Source organism: Rufibacter sp. JT3400010 (genome assembly GCF_054956755.1).
In genome coordinates this window covers 239549-255797 of the sequence record NZ_JBUDXA010000004.1, presented here as the reverse complement: position 1 = coordinate 255797, position 16249 = coordinate 239549, and the positions used below count along the sequence as shown (strand labels likewise).

The following is a 16249-nucleotide window of genomic DNA, read 5'->3' as shown; positions in this document are numbered from 1 at the left end:
CAAAGATGCTGGCGCTTCTTTTGAAAACTCTTTTCTTCCAAACTTGCCCAAAACAGAAACCTTAACTCTCCTCCCCTTCCCTAAAACCTGTTATCTTTACTATCTCGCATAGTCTCCAATCCCGTGAAGATAACTTCTGTTCGTTTCCTCAACCTGAACTCGCTGCAGGGCGAGCACCTTATTCGGTTTAATGAGCCGCCTTTAAGCGAATCGGGGCTGTTTGCCATCACCGGGCCTACGGGCGCGGGCAAAACCACCATTCTGGACGCTATTACGGTGGCGCTGTATGGGCAGGTGCCCCGCCATGGACGGGATGTAGCCGAGATCATGACCCGCCACACCGGCGAGTGCTGGTCTGAGGTGGAGTTTGAGGCCGAAGGGAAAACCTACCGCGCCCGCTGGAACCTTCGGCGCAGCCGCGGCAAAGCCGATGGTAAGCTGCAAAGCCCCGTGATGGAACTTATGGATGCCGCCACGCAGGAAGTGCTGGAAAGCAGGCTCTCCGAGACCCGGCAGCGCATCATTGACCTGTGCGGACTGGATTTCCAGCAGTTCCTCCGCTCCGTTATGCTTTCCCAGGGAGATTTCACCCGTTTCCTGAAGGCCAATGAAAACGAACGCAGCGAACTTCTGGAGAAACTCACCGACACTCGCATCTACTCCCAGATCTCCATGGCGGCCTACGAGAAGGCCAAAGCCGAAAAGCAGAAACTGCAGGACATTGAGCAGCGGTTGCAACTAGACCAACTTATGCCAGAAGAAACGCGGGCCGCGTTGACCCAGGAAGTAACCGAACTGAGGGCCTCTGCCGTTCTAGCCAACCAGCATGTGCAGCAGCATCAGCAACAGAAGATCTGGTTGCAGAACCTCCAGAAACTGGTTCAGAAAGAAACCCAGCTCCGCACACAACTCGCGCAGGCACAAACCCAGCAGCAAGCCGGGCAACCGCAGCGCGAGAAACTGAACCGGCATGAGCAGGCCCAGCCGTTCCAAAGCGAACTGGCGCGTCTCACGGAGGTGCAACGCCAGGGTCAAGCCATTGCGCAGACGGTGGGCCTTTTGCAGCAGCAAGTACCAACCCAGGAGCAACTGGTTTCCACGCAGACGAACGTCACCCAACTTGCCCGCACCACTCACCAGCAGGCGCAGCAAACCCTGCAAGTAGCTGAGCCCAGGTTAGACCAGGTATTGCAACAAGACACGCATCTGGCCGCACTACAGGCACAATTCGCCAAAGACGAGCAAGCGGCGCAACAACTTCAGGCGCAGGTTCAACAACTTTCGAATACGCTGGAACAACAGCAGACCGAAATGCAGAAACTGGTAGCCGAGGGCAAACAACTGAACGACTGGCTCAAGGAACATGCCCTGGACGAGGAACTGTCACAAACCTTACCCGAAGGAAAATCGGAACTGAAAAGTCTGGAGGAAGTGCAGAAACTGCAAGCCAAACTTCAGAAAGAGCAAGCCCATTTTACCCTCATTTCAGAAAACGAGGCTAAAAACACTGCCGCCTGGCAAGCCCAACTCACCGCCGTTGAAAACAGCTTAAAAGAGCAGAAAACCTTGCTGGCTACGCTACAGGAGCAAGCGAAAACGGCGTTGCAAGGTCAGGAGCACGAGGCCCTGGAGCAACTTTGCCACCGCCTGCCGCAGGTTTGCAGCCAATTGGAAAAGCAGTTGGAGTTAAGCAAAAGCTACCTGCAACTGGAAGCCCGTCGGCAAGAGCAACAGCAACAATTAGCGCAGATCACTCAGCAGCTGCACCAGCAACGTACGGCGCATACCCAAACCCAGGCGGAGCGGGAACAAGCCCAGGACAAACAGAAGGATTTGCAGCAAATTGTGGAGTTGCAGCGCCAGATTCAGAAGTATGAAGATGCCCGCGCCCAATTGCAACCGGAGCAGCCGTGCCCTTTGTGTGGCTCCACGCACCACCCGTACGTAGAAATGCACCAACCGCAGACCCTCAGCGAAGCCGAGCAGAACCTGCGGCACCAGCAACAACGCGTGCAGAAACTAGATGGGCAGGAACGGGAATTGGCCGCCGCCGTGCAAAAACTGGAACTCGCTGAACAACACACCCACACACAAGTACAGGAACTGGAGTCGCAAGCCCAGACCCTGCAATACCAGTTCGGGCAACTGAACACCGCGCTGGAATTGGCGCACGAGATTGCTGTTTCAGACACCATTGACCAGTACTGGAACGCCCGCAAAGCGGAATGGCAACACGCCACCACCACCTTAGAGCAACTTCGCGCCCTGCGCTCCCGCACCGAGGCCGCTCACCAAGCTGAACAGAAACTGCTTACTGAGCAACAACGTTTCCGGCATGAAATAGAGAAAACAGCTGAAAAACGCGGCCACGCCGATGCGCAATTATTGCAACTGAAGGAAGAACTGGAAGACATAGCCGAACAGGCAAAGGTCTTTTCGGCCATTGTGGGCGGCTTCTTCAGCACTTACGGTCTCTCCTATTCCGGCAGTAACGGGGCAGAACTGCTGGCCCAACTGGAAATCCGCAAGCAAACCTATCAGCAGAAGAAAGCTCAATTACCGGAGCTTCGGGAGAGATACCTACAGGCCCAGGCCGACGTGAAAAGCAGCAAGAAAAGCCTGGATGAGAAGCAGGATGAATTGAGCCAAAGTCAGCAACAATTGCAGACGGCGCAAGCACAATTGCAGGAACTTCGGGCACAACGGTACCAATTTCTGCCAGAGGGTGTTCAGCCGCAAGCCGAAAAACAGCGGTTGCAACAAGCCGTCCAGCAAGCTGCCCAAGCCCTGCAATCCGCTGAGGCTGCTTTGCAACGCGAACAGGAACAGTTGAATTTGCTTATGCATCAGTTAGCCGAGAAGCAGAAAGAACAACAGGCCAACAGACAGACACAAAATGAACTGAAAACGGCATTACAGCACAATATTCAGCCGCTGGGCTATGCCTCGCTGGAAGAATTAGAGGCTCAACTTCTCCCCGATTCTGAAGCCCGACGCCTACGCCAGGAACAGGAACAACTGCAAAAAACACTTACTGAACTGGAACACAGCCTGCAGCAAACCCACTCTGAATACCAGACGGAAAAGGAACGCCACCTCACGGAACTGACGCTGGAAGAACTGCAACCGCTCATCCATACCCTGGAAGAAGAGAAAAACCAGCACCTCGCGCAGATTGCCCGCTTAGAGATGCAATTACAGCAAGACGCTGCTTTGCGGGAGAAACACGCGCAACTCACCCAGCAACTAGATATTCAGAAAGGCGAAACAGAGCGTTGGGACAGATTGATGCGCCTCATCGGCTCTGCCGATGGCAAGAAGTTCAGCAAGTACGCCCAAAGTCTTACCTTGGCGCGGTTGGTAGACTTTGGCAACCGCCACCTGCACCGCCTCAACGACCGTTACCGCATCTTGAAAAGCAACGAGAACGAGCTGGAACTACAGATTCTGGACACCTACCAAGGCGATGCCGTCCGCTCCGTCAATTCTCTTTCGGGTGGCGAAAGCTTTCTGGTGAGTTTGGCCCTCGCTCTGGGGTTATCAGATTTGGCCAGCCACAAAGCCCAGATCCACTCCTTATTTATAGACGAAGGCTTCGGTACCCTGGATGCCGATACGCTGGACATCGCCATGGATGCGCTGGAGAGTTTGCAGGCCAGCGGCAAGATGATCGGCATTATCTCCCACGTAGAAGCCCTGAAAGAACGCATCAGCACGCAGATAGTAGTGGAGAAACAGGCCGGTGGCCACAGCAAAATACGGGTAGTAAGCAATGTGGGAATGGAAGTGTAGCAGTTTATTTGAACTACCAACTTCCGTGTCATAGTTCTTATTCTCTGGCGCGAGACTAAAGTCTCGTGACTATGGATGATGCGAGTCTCCAGGCTCGCCGGGAACCACGAGTAAAATGCGTGAGACCAGCCATGCGTAGGGAGTCTGGATACTCGCGCCAGTAGCGGTTTGCTTTTCGCTTTATTTTCCAGAAATCGTCTAAAAACAGGAAAGGCTCCCATCATCTTGGGAGCCTTTCCTGTTTTATCGTGCTACGTGATACGTACTACTTGATACCAACACCTACATTTTCTCGTCGTGCTGAGACAAGTCCAGGCCTAGTTGTTCTTCTTCTACAGACACGCGCAAAGGCGCAATCAGGTTGGTCACTTTCAGTAAGATCCAGGAGCCTCCGAAGGCAAAGATGGAAACGCCTACTAAGGCGCCTAACTGTACCAGAAACAATCTGGTTTCTCCAAAGATCAATCCTTGGTCTGCAATGGCGGGGTTCACTCCTTTGCTGGCGAAAACCCCGGTCAACAGCATGCCCACCATACCGCCTACCCCGTGGCAGGGGAACACATCTAACGTATCATCTATGTTGGTGCGGGACCGGAAGTCTACCAACAGGTTACTGATAACGGAGGAAATGACACCAATGGCAATGGAATGCGGAAGGGTGACAAAACCAGCTGCCGGAGTAATGGCCACCAAACCTACCACCGCCCCAATACAGGTTCCCAGGGCACTAGGCTTGCGGCCTTTCACGGCATCAAAGAAAATCCAGGCCAGGGCTGCCGACGCCGAGGCAGTCATGGTAGTAGCCAGTGCCGTAGCAGCCAGAGAATTAGCGCCCATGGCAGAACCGGCGTTGAAACCAAACCACCCAAACCACAGCAAACCGGTACCAATTAGCACAAAGGTGATATACGCCGGAGAATGACTGACTTCATGGCGTCTTTTCAGGCAAATGGCGGAGGCCAGCGCGGCCCAACCTGCCGACATATGCACTACGGTACCACCGGCAAAATCCAGTACGCCCAGGTTGAACAAGATGCCTTGTGGGTGCCAAGTGGCGTGGGCCAATGGGGCGTAAATGAAAATGAAGAACAGCAATACAAAGACCGTGTAAGAAGTAAACCGAATCCGTTCGGCGAAGGCTCCCGTGATAAGCGCCGGGGTGATGATGGCAAACTTCAGCTGGAACATGGCAAACAGCGCCAGCGGAATAGTAGGTGCCAGTTCCCAGGGGGCACCGTCCAGCACGTTTCGCATCATAAAAAACGTGGCCGGGTTCCCGATGAAGCCTCCTATTGATTCGCCAAATGCCAGGCTAAACCCGAAAATCACCCAAATAACGGAGATCATGGCCATGCAGATAAAGCTTTGCAACATGGTGGAGATGACGTTCTTCCGGTTCACCATGCCCCCGTAGAAGAAAGCCAGCCCTGGGGTCATGATCAAAACCAGCGCCGTGGCGGTCAGCATCCAGGCGGTATCTGCCTGATTCAGTCCTTCAGCCACATCTCCGCTGGGCACCGAGGGGAAAACAAAGGTCAGGATGACCACCAATACTAAAAGAGCAAACGGGATCTTAGATAGTTTTGTATGCATAGAAAGCGCGAGATTTTACAATGAGGTTCAAGTAATAGACATCATCAAGCTCTTAAATTGTTAAAAATATTTCATTCAATAAAACATATTATTGACACAAATACATTATCTAAGCTTCTTGCTTACACATCTCACAATCGTTCATTTCAATAACTATAATTAGGCTGGAAGATTAAACCAGGCAAGTAGCAGATTCATAAAATGTAAGGTTCGTATTTTAGTTTTTGCAAAATTTGCCTAGTTTCACTTGCCAGCGCAAAAAGTAGCATGATGCCTAAATTTGTTCTTCCTCCAGAGAACATCATCTGCTCATGGACTGCGTATCAGGCCAATGACTAAATACCAGACCTTCATGCAATTTTTCAGAAACCTCTTTACCTTCAGAATCTGCCTGGCTTTGCTCTTCTTCAGCGTAAGCTGCCAGCAGGGCCGGGATTATTCGCAAGACCAGGTCAAGGAGGAAACCTCGGCTCCCGCCGAAAACCAGTACAAAGTCATTGGTATCAAAGACGGCGACACCATTGAATTGCTGAAAGACGGTAAGCCCTTAACGGTGCGTTTACAGGGAGTGGATTGCCCGGAGAAGAACCAGGATTTTGGCACCAGAGCCCGCGAGTTCACCTCTGACCTGGTCTTCGGGAAGAATGTGGGGTTGGTGGTGCATGACATTGACCGCTACGGTCGCACCGTGGGCGAGATCATTCTACCAGATGGCCGTAACCTGAACTATGAACTGGTGAAAAACGGCTTTGCCTGGCACTATGCCGCCTACTCCAAAGATAAGGAACTGGCGCGGTTAGAAGCCGAGGCCCGCACGGAGAAACGGGGCTTGTGGGAACAGCCCTCGCCCGTGGCTCCCTGGGATTTCAGGAAATACAGGGGTTCGGCGGCGGCTAAAGCTGCAACTTCCCCGGAGAATAAAAAGACATCCACCACTTCTGCCAAGACGGCTACTTCCTCAACCGCAACTGCTTCTTCCCGAACCGGCAAAGCGTATCTCTGCGAAAGCAAAAGCGCCAAGACCTATCACCTTGACCCAAACTGCCATCTGTTTGAGCAATGCAAAAGCAGCACCGGCACTGTTACCATAGCCCAGGCAAAAAGCCAAAACAGAACGCCTTGTAAAGTCTGCGCGAAGTAGACTTTCAATCAATTATCGTTTAAAATAGGCTTTTCTCTACTAACAACTTCAGGAATACTCGCTCGCCTCTCGGACGCGTGTGAGGGCAGCTATCACTTAGATGGACTTGCCAGTACTTAAACCCACTTATACCAAACAGCTTAAGTACAATTATATTCCTCCTATTTAACCACAACCAGCCACATTCCGCAGCGTTTAATACAAAACATCAACCAAAAGAAGATCATGAAAAATCTGAAAATATCTTTGGTCATGCTGTGCTCGGTGTTTGTTTTAGGTGGCAGCGTGACACACGAAGCTCAAGCGCAGGAAGTAAAGAAAAAAGGCTGGAGTAAGAAAGCCAAAGGAGCCGTGATTGGCGGAGCCGGAGGCGCTGCCACAGGTGCGATCATAGGCGGTAAAAAAGGAGCCGTGATTGGTGCCGCCGCTGGTACGGTAGCCGGAGGGGCCATTGGCCGGAAAAAAGACAAGAAGAAAGACCCGAAGCGCTACGAACAGTACGCCAAGAAAAATAACAACTAGTGCCCTTTATTTTTAAGCAAAAAAGGCGGCTTCTTGAGAGAGAAGCCGCCTTTTTTCGCTTAAAAGCAGTTTTGTTTGACCTAACCGGAATGAAACAGCTGTAGTAAGTTTTTATTCCGATTTCCTAAAAAGGCACTTTAAACGGCTACTGCCGAAAGAAAGAGAATTAATACTGTCCGCCTTCGCGCTCTGGTCCAGCGGGTAAGTCGTTTTCTTTTTCGTCGCGTTCCCGTTTCTGGGCTGTATTTCCGAAACGGAAGCTAAAACCCACAAACACCAGTTGGCTCTGCGGCTTGTAACGGCTATTCTCTTCCAATTGGTTTTCAATGAAGGTGTACGAGTTGAACCGCATGGTATTAAACAAGTCCTGCACCCGTACAATGATGTTGCCTCTGCCACCCAGAATTTCTTTGCGGGCACTCAGGCTGGTGGTGAAGAACGAAGAACGCTCGCCCTGCAAGGTAACCGTTGGAGAACGGTAGTTCGCGGAGAGTTGTACTTCCGTTTTGAACGGCAGCGTAAAGTTCGAATTCAAGCGGCTAGTCCAGCTAAGGCGGCTGTTGGTAGGAAGCCCCTGCTCGGCTGCATTAATCTTATAGTTGAACCCAGAGACATTGGCGTTAAGTCGCCACCAACGGGCTACGTTCGCTGTTCCGGTTAACTCCAATCCGTAAGATTCACCCGAGGCAATGTTCTCAAAAGTAGACAGCGTAGCCGTTTGCCCCAACTCATTCAGGAACGGGTCTCTGATGGTTTGCACCACATCGGTCATTCTGCGGTAGAACACACCCACGGTGGCAGTGGTCTCTTTCCAGAAATGCAGATAATTCACTTCATACGAATCAATGAACTCGGGCCGCAAATAAGGATTTCCCTGACGGATGTTCAAGGGGTCAGAGATATCCCGGAACGGGTTCAGTTGCCCGGTCCAGGGACGGTCAATGCGGCGGCTGTAGCTGGTCTGGATTTTCTGTTCCTCAGAAAACTCATAGGTCAGAAACAGACTGGGAAATAGGTTGAGGTAGTTCTGCTTGTTCCGCTGCGCCTGGGTAATCTGGTTGGTGACAATGTTGGTTTGCTCTAAACGGGCACCCAACTGGTAACTGAAATTATTGAGTGCATTTCCATAGTTGCCATACACGGCGTGCACCCACTCATCATACACAAAATGGTTGGTGCGGCCAATGCTGTTTACAAAACGTCCGGTTTCATTGTCGTAATCTGCCGCTTGCACGTCTTCATCGCTGCGCTCAAAGGTGCTGCGGTAACCAGCCTCCCATTTGCCTTTCTCCGCAAATGGGTGCACATAATCTACCTGCAACGAGAATTCCCGTTCCTTTTCCAAGCCTTCATTCTGTTGCCGCAACGTTTGGTTTGTCAAAGTGCTGCCCTGCGCATCATAATACAGTTGCCGGAAATCGTCTTGTCCGCTTTCTTCTTCCATGTTGAACACCGCATCAGCGGTTAATTCCTGGCCGGGCTTGGCGAAGGTTTTACGGTACCCCAGCGTATACTCAAAAAGGCGGCTGGTCTCGTCACCGGTGGTGGTTCTGACGGAGGAGCTGTTCAGATCCCGATTCTCGGTCAGGAAGCGGTAGTTATTGAAGCCCTCGTTCTGGCGGTACCCGTAGCGGTACAGCATGGAACCCGTAATACTTTGATTGTCCGTTAACTGGTAATCAGCTCCGAAACGCACGTTATGGTTCCCCCGTTCATTGGAGTTTTCCGAATTCTGCTCCTGAAACGAAGTGGTATCTGCGCCCGTTTCGGTCTGAAAATAGTTGCTCCTGAATTGGTTGCCCCTTCCCTTCCGGTTATCCTGCCGGAAATCATAGTTGGCAAACAGGTTCAGCTTCCCGAAGCGATAGTTGAGATTAAGCGAAGTATTGTAGCGGTTTCCTATTCCGGCATTCGCCGAAGCCACGCCGTTCAGCCCTCTTTGCTTCTCTTTTTTCAGAATGATGTTCAAAACGCCACCCGTACCGCTGGGGTCGTATTTAGACGAAGGGTTGGTGATGACTTCTACGCGCTCAATGGTACTGGCCGGAATCTGATCCAATCCCAGTCCGCTCAATGCGGATGGTTTGCCGTCAATCAAAATAGTAATATTGGACGTACCGCGCATGCTCACGGTTCCTTCCTGGTCCACGGTTACCGAGGGCACGTTCTGCATCACATCTACCGCCGTGCCGCCCACCGTAGACAAATCCTGGCCTACGTTGTAGACTCTTCTATCCAGTCCATACTCTACTTGCGCTCGCTGCCCTACTACCTCCACCGCCTTCAATAAGGTGCTGGAAGACCGTAACGCGATCACTCCCAAATTCACGTTAGGCGCTGCAGCGGTAACCTGAATATTGGGCATGACGCGGGTGGCGTAGCCCACAAAGGAAATCTTCAGATGATAGCGCCCTGCCCCCACCGGGGCCACCACAAAGGAACCATCACCGTCTACCAAGGCACTAGCCACAATAGCAGAATCTGGCCCAGCAAGCAGCGCAGCCGTAGCGTAACCCACTGGTTGTTTGGTAGTGGCATCTTGCAGTTTTCCGGTTATTTTACCCTGACCAAAGGCCGTAGTGCCGAGGAGCGAAGTACAACAGAGAATGAGAAAGAACGAAAGAAGATGTTTCATGCAGAAGAGGTAAGGGTACGCGTATTGAAATAGTTATTTTTAGTAACGCTGACCACAATTGATGCCTGGGTCAGAAAAACAGAACCTATTAGAGTCTTTTCAGGAAGAAAGGTTTAACCGCACTACATTCTTTTTAACAACATCTGAAAACCGATTCTGTTTTAAGCTGATTTTCGCCAAACGGCCCTAAAATAAAAAGGCCCGAGCAGAGCCCGGGCCTTTGCAAAATGATACGTTAGACGTTCTTATAAGTGAATTACCTCGCCGTACGCGGCGGCGGCAGCTTCCATCACGGCTTCAGACATGGTAGGGTGCGGGTGTACGGCTTTGATGATCTCATGACCGGTGGTTTCCAGTTTACGGGCCACCACAATCTCGGCGATCATCTCGGTTACATTGGCACCAATCATGTGGGCTCCCAGGAACTCACCGTACTTGGCGTCAAAGATCACCTTCACAAAACCATCTTTGTTTCCGCCGGCGCTGGCTTTACCAGAAGCCGAGAACGGAAACTTACCAACTTTGATTTCGCGGCCTAGTTCACGGCATTCTTTCTCGGTGTAACCCACAGACGCGATTTCTGGGTAGCAATACGTACAGCCCGGGATGTTTTTGTAATCCAGCGGCTCTGGGTTGTGTCCGGCAATGGCCTCTACGCAGATGATTCCTTCAGCGGAAGCCACGTGTGCCAAAGCAGGACCTTTCACGATGTCACCGATGGCGTACACGCCTGGTACATTGGTGCGGTAAAAATCATCGGTCAAGACACGGCCACGCTCTACACCTACGCCCAGTTCCTCCAGTCCCAGGTTCTCCAGGTTGGTTTGGATACCCACGGCAGAAAGTACCACGTCGGCTTCAATAGTTTCTTCGCCTTTGGCCGTCTTGATTTTCACCACGCAACCTTCGCCGCTGGTGTCCACGCTCTGCACTTCTGAGCTGGTCATGACGTTGATACCGGCTTTCTTGAAGGATTTTTCCAGTTGCTTGGAGATTTCCTCGTCCTCTACCGGTACAATGTTAGGCAGGAACTCCACCACGGTTACCTCGGTACCCATGGCGTTGTAGAAATAGGCGAACTCAATGCCTATGGCCCCGGAACCTACCACTACCAATTTCTTGGGTTGGTTTTCCAACACCATGGCCTGGCGGTAGCCAATGATTTTCTTGCCGTCAATGGGCAAGTTAGGCAGCTCGCGCGAGCGGGCACCCGTGGCCAGAATGATGTGGGCGGCTTCGTAGGTTTCGGCTTTGCCGTCTTCTGAAGTCACTTCTACCTGGCCCTGGCCTTTCAGTTTGCCGTAACCGGCGATATGGTCAATCTTGTTTTTGCGGAACAGGAACTGGATGCCTTTGCTCATGCCCTGGGCCACGCCCCGGCTGCGGGCTACTACCGCTCCAAAATCAGCACTGGCTTCGCCTACGTTAATGCCGTAATCTTTGGCATGCTGGATGTACTCAAATACCTGGGCGCTTTTCAGCAAGGCTTTGGTAGGGATACAGCCCCAGTTCAGGCAGATTCCGCCCAACTCAGCTTTCTCTACCACGCCCACTTTCATACCTAATTGTGATGCGCGGATGGCGGCTACGTAACCACCGGGGCCGCTTCCCACCACTATCAAATCATATTTTGATGCCATGTGTCTGGATGTAAGGTTATGTATTGGCAAAGCTACATCATAATCGGGCTTTTGCCAAGTTTATAAAGGAGAAGCCGTTTTGCTCCCGTTTTTAGAAAAACAAGCCTAAAAAGACAGACAGGCCATACGCCTTTAAGGCAGCTTTTCTATTTTTTGCCCGTTAGTTAAAGAGGCTTCTTCGTGCTGCGAAACAATTCTATCTTAGCGGAAAGTCAGCCTATAAGCTACTGGTTTTGGTTGTACGTAAACTTACTCCCATGAAGATATTATCCTTCGGCGAAATCCTGTTTGACCTCATTGAGGGCGAATCTTACTTGGGAGGTGCTCCCCTGAACTTCGCCGCGCATGCCGCCCAATGCGGAGCCGAATCTTATATTTTCTCCTCAGTAGGCAAAGACGACCTGGGCGAACAGGCGCTGGAGCAGATAGAAGCCCTGGGCGTACAGACCACCTTGATTCAAATTGACCACGACCACCCCACCGGCACCGTGCAGGTTGTATTAGAGCACGGCCAACCCGACTACACCATTCTGCCGGAAGTAGCCTATGATTATATCCAACTCCCGGAAAACCCCGAAGATGTGTGGGCGGTTACCTATGACGTGCTGTACTTCGGGACGCTGGCACAACGAAATCAACAAAGCCGGGAAACTCTGCGGCAGATTCTGGAACTGCAAAGCTTCCCCCACGTCTTTTATGATGTGAATCTGCGCAAAGACTCCTATTCTGAGGAAATTATCAGGGAATCCCTCCCGCTCTGCACCATCCTGAAGTTAAACGACGATGAAGTAAAGGTGCTTTCCACCATGCTGTACGGGCAGGAACTGGAACCGGAACCCTTTGCCCAAAGAACCGCCAAGGAGTATGAAATTCAGGTCATCATTGTCACCTTAGGCGAAAAAGGTTGCTACGTGTATGAACAGGAGAAATTGTCTTTCTCGCCCTCCCAACCCGTAACGGTGGTAGACACTATTGGTGCCGGAGATGCCTTCAGCGCGGCCTTTGTGTTCCAGTATCTGAACGGGGAAACAGCTGTCAATGCAGCGGTCAAAGCCAATAAACTGGGCGGCTACGTAGCCTCCCAACGCGGACCTATTCCCACGTATTCAGATGAAATCAAGGGAATCCTGGGAATTGAGTAACATTGGCTGACATAAAACCTTGAGAGCTTTGAGATTTACTTACTCCCTATTCTTTTTTGTCATCCTGAAAGGATCTTGTGGGCGTACGGTAATAGCGTTTAACAAGAGCCTGACTAGTTCACTCACAAGATCTTTCCAAGATGACAAAGATTGAAGAAGGTTTCAAAGGAGATATTTTCTATGGCGCGGAAGTTACTTCCGTGACTACAGAATATAAGTCACGGAAGTAACTTCCGCGCCATAGAAAAGCATACCATTTTGTGGATTTTTCTCCCAAACCTGCCATAAACCAAAAAAGCGCTCCTTCAGCCTACAGCTGAAAGAGCACTTTTTAAGGTGTTTTGTAAAATCAGCCCTAAATGGTAGGCGTACCACCGGTTACCTGCACGGTGGAACCCGTCATGTAGCTGGAGTCTTCAGATGCAAGCAACACGTAGATAGGCGCTAACTCCACCGGCTGACCAGGGCGTTTGAGCGGGGTATCTTTCCCGAAGGTTTTCACGGCCTCTTCTGGCATGGTGGCCGGGATAAGCGGGGTCCAGATAGGACCTGGGGCTACGCAGTTCGCGTGTATGCCTTTGTCGGCGAGAATCTGGCCCAGGTTGGCAGTGAAGTTCTGGATGGCACCCTTAGTGGCCGCGTACGCCAGCAGCATGGGCGATGGTTTGTAGGCGTTCACCGAGGTGGTGTTCACAATGGTGCTGCCCGGCTTCATGTGCGGCTCGGCGGCTTTGCACAGATAGAACATGGCGTAGATGTTGGTTTTGAACGTCTTGTCAAACTCCTCACTGGGAATGTCCTGCAAAGACTCGCGCGCCATCTGGAACGCGGCGTTGTTCACCAGAATATCAATCTGCCCGAACTCGTCTACGGCCCGCTGCACGATGGCTTTGCAATGCGTTTCGTCGCTGATGTCACCGGGCATCAGCACAGCTTTGCGGCCAGCTTGCTCAATCCACTTGGCGGTGTCTTGGGCGTCTTCCTCCTCATTCAAATAAGAAATGAGCACATCGGCACCCTCACGGGCGAACGCAATGGCGACGGCTTTGCCAATGCCCGAGTCGCCGCCAGTAATGATGGCTTTACGGCCCGCCAGTTTCCCCGACCCTTTGTAGGATTCCTCGCCATGGTCGGGTTTAATTCTCATTTCTGATTCTTCGCCTGGCTCACTTTGCGTAGATTCCTTGAAGGGCGGTTTATCAAATTTCTCAGTAGGGTCTTGCTGCTGGTTTTGTTCCTGGCTCATCGTTTCAAATTTATTTTTCCTTCAATTTAGAACGAGAGGGAAAGCAAAGGGTTGAGCCTCAATTGTCTTTAAAACCCCATTTCCCAATGCGTCGGCAACAGTTCAAGCTTTATTTTCTATCATTGCCCTATCATGGCCCACATCTTCCCTACCACTTATTCTACGTTGAGCGCCCACGCGCTTGGCTCTTTTGTGACAGAGCAGTACGGGTTAGGCCCGGCGCAATGCCAATTCCTGACCAGAGGCGTGGGTGACACGTATCTGATTGCAGCGCAAAACGTCCGCTATATTCTGCGGGTGTATCGGGCCTCGCATAGAAATTACGCGCAGGTGAAAGCCGAGACGGAATTGCTGCTGGCCTTACAGAAAGCCGGAGTATCAGTTTCTTACCCCATTTCTGATAAACAGGGAAAAACGATTCAGACATTACCCGCCGCCGAAGGTGACCGCCAGGCCGTAGTGTTCACCTATGCGCCGGGCCAGGTTGTACCCATTCTTAATGAGAAACAGTTGCGGCTCCTGGGCCAACAAATGGCCAGGTTCCATGACGTTTCTTCGTCAATCACCCTCAGCGACCCACGCTGGACGTTTAATATGGCCACTACGCTTACCAAACCCCTTGAACAGATAAAAGACTTCTTTGCTGATGACCCGGAAGACTACCGCTGGTTACAGGAAGCAGCCCAACAAGCCGAAGCCCGGCTAGCCCAATTCAACCCGGCTAATTTTTCTTCAGGGTACTGCCATTATGATTTCTTCCCGAAGAACTTCCACTTTGACGGCGACGAGAAACTCACGCTCTTTGACTTCGACTTTCTGGGATATGGCTGGCTGGTGAATGATGTCATGACCTTCTGGCAACACCTGTGTTTGGACGTGCACTATGGGAAAATGAGCCAGGAAACCGCTGATGGAGCTTTTTCTACTTTTGTAGCCGCTTATCGTGAGGTTCGTCCGCTTTCGGAGGAAGAGCTAGCTGCCATTCCGTACTTAGGGCTAGGCTTCTGGGTGTTTTACCTCGGCTTTTATGCCTCGCATGACCATTTCCTGCCGCTGTTGCAGAACCCCAGGTTGCAGGCCCGCGTGCAGTTAATCAGGCAACTCACCCAAAAGTATTGGGAAAAGGAATAGCCAGCGGGGCTTCCCTGGGAAAAGTGAACGTAAAAGTGTAGACAAACGGAAAGAAGTACCGTATACTCGCACTTTAATTGGCCGCACCAGAAATAACCTGTTGGAAATACCGGCAAGGACGGCCTTGATTCTATGACAACAACTACCACTTCCTCCCCCGCTCCCCCCGAATTCACCAAACTGCACCTCTGGGTGATGACCATTGCTACCGGTATGGTAGTAGCCAACCTGTATTACAACCAACCTTTGTTGGGAAGAATTGCCACCACCTTTCAAGTCTCCGAGGCCTCGGCGGGTAGTTTGGCCATGCTCACCCAGATTGGCTACGCGGTGGGCATGCTCTTCATTATTCCGTTGGGCGATATGCTTCGCCGCAAACGGCTGATTATGGTAGACTTTGCCGCTATCATCATTTCCTTGCTTCTGGCCGGACTGGCTCCCAACATCTTCTCCTTGATGGTGGCCAGCTTTCTGATTGGAGCTACCTCGGTGGTGCCGCAGCTCTTGGTACCTATGGCGGCGCACCTGGCCAAGCCCGAGGAACGGGGCCGAACCGTGGGATTTGTGATGAGTGGTCTGCTGATTGGGATTTTACTCTCCAGAACCGTAAGCGGATTTGTAGGCGCTCAATTAGGCTGGCGAGCCATGTTTTTCATTGCCGCCGGCATGATGCTGGTGCTATGGGTGATCCTCTATTTCCTACTTCCCGAAGTACACCCAGACTTCAAAGGCAATTATAAAAAGCTGATGAAGTCGCTGGTGCATCTTATTAAAGAATACCCCATGCTGCGGCTAGTATCCTTGCGGGGAGCCTTTTCCTACGCCACTTTCGGGGCTTTCTGGACAACCCTGGTGTTTCTGCTGGAAGAACCTCCGTTTAGACTGGGCAGCGACGCAGCCGGTTTGTTTGGCTTGGTGGGGGCCGCCGGTGCCCTGGGCGCCGGGTACATGGGCCGACTCACCGATAAGGGCAACTCCTTTACCGTTACCACCTTCACCATTGCGCTCATTGTGGTTTCTTACCTGGTGTTCGGCGTCTCAGGAAGCAGTATCATTGGTCTGGTCATTGGTGTGATTCTGCTGGACTTAGGCGTACAAGCCACACATATTTCTAACCAAACCTTTATCTTCTCCATCCTCCCGGAAGCCCGAAACCGGCTAAACACGGTGTACATGGTCACCTACTTTGTGGGCGGGGCCTCTGGTACGTTCATCGCCAGCCATGCCTGGCACCTCTGGAAGTGGAACGGTGTGGTAGTGGTAGGATTGGTATTTTCCACGTTAGCCTTGATGCTGCATTTGTTGTTCATGCGGTCAAAGTCAGGAGTTGCGCAAACCACATAAAAATGTCCTTCCCGTTTGGGCCTGTTTTCCAGAAATCAGGCCCAAACGGGAAGGACAAGAAGT

10 protein-coding genes are annotated in these 16249 nt (G+C 51.6%); 6 read left to right on the top strand and 4 right to left on the bottom strand.

The window, feature by feature from the left end:
* Positions 1-123 precede the first annotated feature (123 nt).
* Positions 124-3792 carry an AAA family ATPase gene (locus tag ACY0JR_RS06180; RefSeq protein WP_462633073.1) on the top strand — a complete coding sequence of 1223 codons (3669 nt, stop codon included), beginning with the start codon at positions 124-126 and terminating at the stop codon, positions 3790-3792.
* A gap of 282 nt (positions 3793-4074) precedes the next feature.
* Here the strand turns inward: ACY0JR_RS06180 and ACY0JR_RS06175 are convergent, their stop codons facing one another.
* Positions 4075-5385, bottom strand: coding sequence for an ammonium transporter (locus tag ACY0JR_RS06175; protein WP_462633072.1), 1311 nt, complete (start codon positions 5383-5385; stop codon positions 4075-4077).
* A 352-nt stretch (positions 5386-5737) separates the two neighbouring features.
* On the opposite strand from ACY0JR_RS06175, the gene ACY0JR_RS06170 reads away from it, so the two are divergent.
* A complete protein-coding gene (locus tag ACY0JR_RS06170) occupies positions 5738-6526 on the top strand; it encodes a thermonuclease family protein (RefSeq protein WP_462633071.1) in 789 nt (262 codons plus the stop codon).
* Between the two features lie 225 nt (positions 6527-6751).
* Positions 6752-7048 (top strand): YMGG-like glycine zipper-containing protein, encoded by a 297-nt coding sequence (locus tag ACY0JR_RS06165; protein ID WP_462633070.1) that lies wholly within the window; start codon positions 6752-6754, stop codon positions 7046-7048.
* A gap of 166 nt (positions 7049-7214) precedes the next feature.
* On the opposite strand, the gene ACY0JR_RS06160 is transcribed toward ACY0JR_RS06165, so the two are convergent.
* Together ACY0JR_RS06160 and lpdA are read right to left on the bottom strand one after the other, a co-directional pair.
* Positions 7215-9683, bottom strand: a complete 2469-nt coding sequence (locus ACY0JR_RS06160) for a TonB-dependent receptor domain-containing protein (RefSeq protein ID WP_462633069.1) — start codon at positions 9681-9683, stop codon at positions 7215-7217.
* A 245-nt stretch (positions 9684-9928) separates the two neighbouring features.
* Positions 9929-11323, bottom strand: a complete 1395-nt coding sequence (lpdA, locus tag ACY0JR_RS06155; RefSeq protein WP_462633068.1) for a dihydrolipoyl dehydrogenase — start codon at positions 11321-11323, stop codon at positions 9929-9931.
* Between the two features lie 257 nt (positions 11324-11580).
* Between lpdA and ACY0JR_RS06150 the strand changes: the two genes are divergently transcribed.
* Positions 11581-12465 carry a carbohydrate kinase family protein gene (locus ACY0JR_RS06150; RefSeq protein ID WP_462633067.1) on the top strand — a complete coding sequence of 295 codons (885 nt, stop codon included), beginning with the start codon at positions 11581-11583 and terminating at the stop codon, positions 12463-12465.
* Positions 12466-12820: 355 nt separating this feature from the next.
* Here ACY0JR_RS06150 and ACY0JR_RS06145 read toward each other — a convergent pair whose 3' ends face one another.
* A complete protein-coding gene (locus tag ACY0JR_RS06145) occupies positions 12821-13711 on the bottom strand; it encodes an SDR family oxidoreductase (protein ID WP_462633066.1) in 891 nt (296 codons plus the stop codon).
* A 132-nt stretch (positions 13712-13843) separates the two neighbouring features.
* Here ACY0JR_RS06145 and ACY0JR_RS06140 point away from each other — a divergent pair, with 132 nt between their 5' ends.
* Positions 13844-14842, top strand: a complete 999-nt coding sequence (locus ACY0JR_RS06140) for a phosphotransferase enzyme family protein (protein WP_462633065.1) — start codon at positions 13844-13846, stop codon at positions 14840-14842.
* Positions 14843-14974: 132 nt separating this feature from the next.
* Positions 14975-16186 (top strand): MFS transporter, encoded by a 1212-nt coding sequence (locus ACY0JR_RS06135; protein ID WP_462633064.1) that lies wholly within the window; start codon positions 14975-14977, stop codon positions 16184-16186.
* Positions 16187-16249 lie beyond the last annotated feature (63 nt).

Bases quoted from the DNA above. Each gene is read 5' to 3' on its own strand.
- ACY0JR_RS06175 (WP_462633072.1), bottom strand. From the start codon at position 5,385: ATGCATACAAAACTATCTAAGATCCCGTTTGCTCTTTTAGTATTGGTG.
- ACY0JR_RS06170 (WP_462633071.1), top strand. From the start codon at position 5,738: ATGCAATTTTTCAGAAACCTCTTTACCTTCAGAATCTGCCTGGCTTTG.
- ACY0JR_RS06165 (WP_462633070.1), top strand. From the start codon at position 6,752: ATGAAAAATCTGAAAATATCTTTGGTCATGCTGTGCTCGGTGTTTGTT.
- ACY0JR_RS06160 (WP_462633069.1), bottom strand. From the start codon at position 9,683: ATGAAACATCTTCTTTCGTTCTTTCTCATTCTCTGTTGTACTTCGCTC.
- lpdA (WP_462633068.1), bottom strand. From the start codon at position 11,323: ATGGCATCAAAATATGATTTGATAGTGGTGGGAAGCGGCCCCGGTGGT.
- ACY0JR_RS06150 (WP_462633067.1), top strand. From the start codon at position 11,581: ATGAAGATATTATCCTTCGGCGAAATCCTGTTTGACCTCATTGAGGGC.
- ACY0JR_RS06145 (WP_462633066.1), bottom strand. From the start codon at position 13,711: ATGAGCCAGGAACAAAACCAGCAGCAAGACCCTACTGAGAAATTTGAT.
- ACY0JR_RS06140 (WP_462633065.1), top strand. From the start codon at position 13,844: ATGGCCCACATCTTCCCTACCACTTATTCTACGTTGAGCGCCCACGCG.
- ACY0JR_RS06135 (WP_462633064.1), top strand. From the start codon at position 14,975: ATGACAACAACTACCACTTCCTCCCCCGCTCCCCCCGAATTCACCAAA.